The following is a 5,079-nucleotide window of genomic DNA, read 5'->3' as shown; positions in this document are numbered from 1 at the left end:
TGGTGTTGAACCCGCAGTAGATCCAAAAGCTTCTGAGGAGGATCAAAAGAAATCTGTTCAGAGACAAGAAAACGAAAATGATTTTGAAGAATTAATCATGAAAGAAAAACCTGACGTTACTTGGGACCAGGTAATTGGTCTAGATGATGCAAAAAGCGCATTACGTGAATCAATTGTATATCCAACTAAACGACCTGATCTTTTTCCACTTGGATGGCCAAAAGGAATGTTGTTGTATGGACCACCAGGAACAGGAAAAACTATGCTTGCAGCAGCAACTGCAAACGAGATGGATGGTTATTTCATTAATGTTGATGCATCATCAATGATGAGCAAATGGCTAGGTGAAGCAGAAAAGAATGTTTCAAAGTTATTTGCCATGGCACGACAGTATGCTGAGAAAGAAGGCAAACCTGTTATCTTATTTGTAGATGAAGTGGATTCTTTATTGGGTTCCAGAAACAGTGAGGTAGGAGGAGAAGTCAGAACTAAAAATCAATTCTTGACTGAAATGGATGGTGTTAATGGGAAAGGAAAAGATTTGATGTTGTATGTAATTGGTGCAACAAACAAACCATGGAGTCTTGATTGGCCATTCCTTAGAAGATTCCAAAAGAGAATTTATGTTTCATTGCCTACACAAGCTGCAAGAGAAAACCTCTTTGAACAATATACTGAAAAACTGAACAAAAATTACCAGGTAAATAATGCTGAATTAGCAAAACTGTTTGATGGATACAGTGCAAGTGATATTAAAGATATTTGTCAAGCTGCGCAAATAAAAACAGTTCATGAAATTTTTAATGCTCCAGATTATCATGAACCCGTTGAAGGTGAGGAACCAGTTCAACCCAGAGAACTTACCACAGCTGATTTCAAAAATATTATGGAAAGAAGAAAACCTAGTGTTTCAACTGAAATGATTCGCGCTTATCACAAATGGAGCGAAGAATTCCAAGCACTCTGATCTAATTTTATTTTTTGCGATCAATTTTTTGAATTTTCATAACACATAAAACTTAAATTCACAATGACTCGGACTTTACGAGGGTCACAATTACTACAAAGAAATCAAGCCACGCAAACAAGTTTGGAAAGCTGATTTTTAATGATGGCACTGTTCTTGATGGCCAAGGATTTGGTTATTCTACGACTGTTTTTGGGGAAATTGTCTTCAATACTGGGATGGTTGGATATACTGAGGCTCTTACTGATCCGTCATACAATGGTCAAATTCTTACGTTGACTTATCCTCTGGTTGGAAACTATGGGGTTCCCGATCCATCAGTTAAAGATGATAATGGAATCCCAAAATTCTTTGAATCTGATAAAATACAAATTCGTGGGTTAGTTGTTCATGAACTATCGCTAACTGCTAGTCATTGGAATCTTACTATGACTTTGGATGAATGGATGAATGATGAAAAAGTGCCTGGAATCTCAGGTATTGATACTCGAGAATTGACAAAAAAACTTCGAACTGGTGGTGTCATGATGGCAGCACTTGTTGTATCTGATACTGAAATTGATGTTGAATCTATAAGAAAACAACTTGTTTCTGCAAAACATTATGATTCTGAACAATTCATGGATGCGGTATCTACAAAAGAAGAACAAATCTTTGGCAATGATGAAAAATCTGTGGTTGTAGTTGATACTGGTGCAAAAAATGCAATTTTAAGAAATGTTTTAGAACTGGGTTACAAAGCAATACTGGTTCCATGGAATACTCCATATGAAAAAATTATGTCGTATAACCCTGATGGCGTTGTTCTAAGCAGTGGTCCTGGTGATCCACAAAAATGTCCTGATACGATTGACACTGCCAAAAAATTAATTGCAAATAACGTACCTACACTAGGTATTTGCTTGGGTGCACAAATAATTGGTATTGCAGGAAACACTGAAACTTACAAATTAAAATACGGACATCGAGGACAAAACAAATCCTGTATTAATCTTGAAAATAACCAAGTATATGTAACAAGTCAAAATCATGGATACGGTATTACTCCTGAATCTATTGAAAAATCTGATTTTAAATTGTGGTTTACAAATGCTGATGATAAAACCGTCGAAGGAATTAAACACAAAAAACAAAACTGCATCGCAGTACAATTCCATCCTGAAGCTGCACCTGGTCCTTTTGATTGTAAGTTTGTTTTTGAAGAATTAAAACAACTAATGGAGAAATAAAAATGCCTAAAAATGAATCATTAAAAAAAATTTTGGTACTTGGAAGCGGGGCTATCAAAATTGGTGAAGCAGGTGAATTTGATTATTCTGGAAGTCAATGTCTTAAAGCAATTCGTGAAGATGGAATAAACAGCGTTCTAATCAACCCAAACATTGCAACTATCCAAACTGATACTAGATTTGCAGATCAAGTGTATTTACTTCCTGTAAACGCTGAATATGTTGAATCTATTATCGAAAAAGAAAGACCTGATGGAATTATGTTGGCATATGGAGGGCAAACTGCCCTGAATTGTGGGGTTAATCTTGATGAGGCTGGAATTCTCAAAAAATATGGTGTAAATGTACTTGGGACTCAAATTAAAGGCATTCAGAAAACCGAGGATAGGCAACTTTTCAAAGATTCTATGGGTGAAGCAGGCGTTCCTGTGCTGAAAAGTAAGACTGTTAATAATTTTGAAGATGCTAAAAGGGCAGCTGAAGAACTATCCTATCCTGTAATTATTAGAGTTGCATATACTCTGGGTGGAAGAGGCGGTGGCGTTGCATATAATGAGATTGAATTGCATGAAATTGTAGAGCGTGGTCTCAAAGCTAGTCTGGTCAAACAAGTCCTAGTTGAAGAATACATTGGTCATTGGAAACAAATTGAATATGAGGTGATGCAAGATTATGATGGAAATAATGTAATTGTCTGTAACATGGAAAATGTCCTCTCAATGAAAGCACACACTGGTGACAACATTGTAGTTGCTCCATCCCAAACAATAGACAATCATGAATATCATATGTTACGTTCTGCAGCATTACGTGCTACAAAACATGTTGGAATTGTAGGTGAATGTAATATTCAATATGCACTTGCTCCTGATTCCGATAAATATGTTGCAATTGAAATCAATCCTAGGCTATCACGTTCATCTGCATTGGCAAGTAAAGCCACAGGATATCCTTTGGCGTACATGTCTTCAAAAATTGGATTGGGCTATAATTTATCAGAATTAGTTAATAGAATCACAAAAAATACTACAGCTTGTTTTGAACCTTCGCTTGATTATATTGTATGTAAACATCCTAGATGGGATTTTGACAAATTCGAATTAGTAAACAGGCGACTCGGACCTACGATGAAATCTGTTGGAGAGGTCATGGCAGTTGGAAGAACATTTGAGGAATCATTCCAAAAAGCAATTCGAATGTTGGATATTGGAAATGATGGATTGGTTTTGAATCGTACTAACGGACAAAAATATACTGAAGAAGATATTGAATACAATCTATCTCATCATGATGATCGAATTCTCTATCATGTTGCTATTGCATTAAAGATGGGAATTTCTGTTGAACGAATTTACAAACTATCTACTGTTGATCCTTGGTTCATAGAAAAAATAAAACATATTGTCAATGTTGAAGAAAAACTCAAGAAATCTGAACTTGATGAATCTCTTCTTTGGGAGGCTAAAAAAACTGGATTTTCTGACAAGCAAATTGCCCGTGCTAAAGACAAGACTCCTGATGAAATCCGTGATTTAAGAAAGAAATTAGGCGTAATCCCTTCTGTTAAACAGATTGACACGCTAGCTGCTGAATGGCCTGCAGTAACTAACTATCTGTATTTTACATATGGTGGACATTCTAATGATGTAGTGATCTCTTCAGATGAAAAAGGCACTATTGTGCTTGGAGCCGGCCCATACAGAATAGGCAGTAGTGTTGAATTTGATTGGGGCACTGTGAATATGGTTTGGGGCCTACAAGAAAATGGGGAGAAAAATATCTCAGTAGTTAATTGTAATCCTGAAACTGTTTCAACTGATTATGATATTTGTACGAGATTGTATTTTGAAGAACTCACTGAAGAAAGAATTTTGGATATTGTCGACTTTGAAAACCCTAAAGGAATAATCACATGTGTTGGTGGGCAAACTGCAAATAACTTGACTCTTGGCCTTGCTCAACACGGTGTGAATATTCTAGGTACTAGTGCACATGATGTTGATAGGGCAGAAGATCGTTCAAAATTCAGTGCAGAACTTGACAAATTACATATTCAGCAACCTCGATGGCAAGCTTTTACTAATCTTAATGAAGCAAAATCTTTTGCTCAAGAAGTTGAGTTCCCTGTAATTGTTAGACCCTCATATGTTTTGTCTGGAGCTGCAATGAAAGTTGTTTGGTCCCAAGAAGAACTGAAAACATATGTCAAAGAAGCAACAGATGTATCTCCTGATCATCCTGTTGTAATTTCAAAATTCATGTTAAATTCGCTTGAAGTAGATGTAGATGGAATTAGTAATGGAAAAGAAGTTGTAATAGGAGCAATTGTTGAACATATTGATAGTGCAGGTGTGCATTCTGGAGATGCAATGATGGTAATTCCTCCATGGCGTTTAAGTAATAAAATTATTGAAACAATAAATGAATACACAAAAAAGATTGCCTTGACATTTAACATCAAAGGGCCGTTTAATCTGCAATTTTTGGTTCATAATGATCATGTATATGTGATAGAGCTAAACATACGTGCTTCACGTTCTATGCCGTTTGTTTCTAAATTAGTAAAAACAAACCTCATCTCTCTTGCTGCAAAGGCAATTTTAAACAAACCTCTACCTAGTATTCCTGAAAATAAATGGCAAAAAATCCCTAATTATGGGATTAAAGTTCCACAATTTTCTTTTATGCAGTTAGAAGGTGCAGATATTGCATTAGGTGTTGAAATGCAATCTACTGGTGAGGCTGCATGTTTTGGAAATAGCTTCTATGATGCATTGTCTAAAGGATTGACTTCAGTTGGGTATAATTTGCCTGATAAAGGATCTGCACTAGTGACTGTCGGAGGAGCTCAAAATAAAGAAAAATTACTCCCTACCATTGCAA

At 36.0% G+C, this 5,079-nt stretch carries 3 protein-coding genes; all 3 read left to right on the top strand.

All coding sequences use genetic code 11. From position 1 onward, the window contains the following. Positions 1-967, top strand: a 967-nt coding sequence (locus tag OEW78_RS09770) for an ATP-binding protein (RefSeq protein ID WP_300327109.1), incomplete at its 5' end; no start/stop codon positions are given. Between the two features lie 131 nt (positions 968-1,098). Next, positions 1,099-2,196, top strand: a complete 1,098-nt coding sequence (gene carA, locus OEW78_RS09765; protein WP_300327110.1) for a glutamine-hydrolyzing carbamoyl-phosphate synthase small subunit — start codon at positions 1,099-1,101, stop codon at positions 2,194-2,196. Between the two features lie 2 nt (positions 2,197-2,198). Then, on the top strand, positions 2,199-5,079 hold a 2,881-nt coding region (carB, locus tag OEW78_RS09760; RefSeq protein WP_300327108.1), incomplete at its 3' end, for a carbamoyl-phosphate synthase (glutamine-hydrolyzing) large subunit.

Origin of the sequence: Candidatus Nitrosopumilus sp., from assembly GCF_029882185.1 — an archaeon.
GTDB lineage: Archaea > Thermoproteota > Nitrososphaeria > Nitrososphaerales > Nitrosopumilaceae > Nitrosopumilus.
The sequence above is the reverse complement of the archived record's forward strand: the minus strand, read 5'-3'. Positions and strand labels throughout refer to the sequence as shown.